The organism is Micromonospora arborensis (assembly GCF_003205615.1).
GTDB classification, from domain to species: Bacteria; Actinomycetota; Actinomycetes; order Mycobacteriales; family Micromonosporaceae; genus Micromonospora; species Micromonospora arborensis.
The window spans coordinates 1-312 of sequence record NZ_PYBV01000172.1 but is presented as its reverse complement, the minus strand read 5'-3'; the positions used below and the strand labels follow the sequence as shown (position 1 = coordinate 312).

Genomic DNA, 312 nt, shown 5'->3' with positions numbered 1-312 from the left:
AGCAGGCCGGCGCGGACGGCGGTGAGGCCGGAGGTCGTCGTTGTCACGGCGTCCAGCCTAGTCCCGCTACCGGCGATCGTCCCTGGTGAGCCGCCTCACCAGGGCAGGGTCAGGCCGGCGGGATGCGCCAGAGCCAGACGTCGTCGACCCGCTGCGGCTCGCCGAAGAGGGCGGTGGCGGTACGCCGGACCGCCTCCTCGTCGACCTCGAACTTCGCGCCGTGCACCTGGTCGGCGAGCACCACCGTCTCGATCCGCCAGTGCCGCAGGTCGGAGTCGACCTCCCGGATGGTTCCGTCGGTGACGATCGGCA

The 312-nt window shown here is 72.1% G+C and carries 1 pseudogene; it reads right to left on the bottom strand.

The annotated features are described in order from the left end of the window. Positions 1–109: 109 nt before the first annotated feature. A pseudogene (locus C7C45_RS33310) lies at positions 110–312 on the bottom strand (DUF2079 domain-containing protein); the annotation flags it as partial.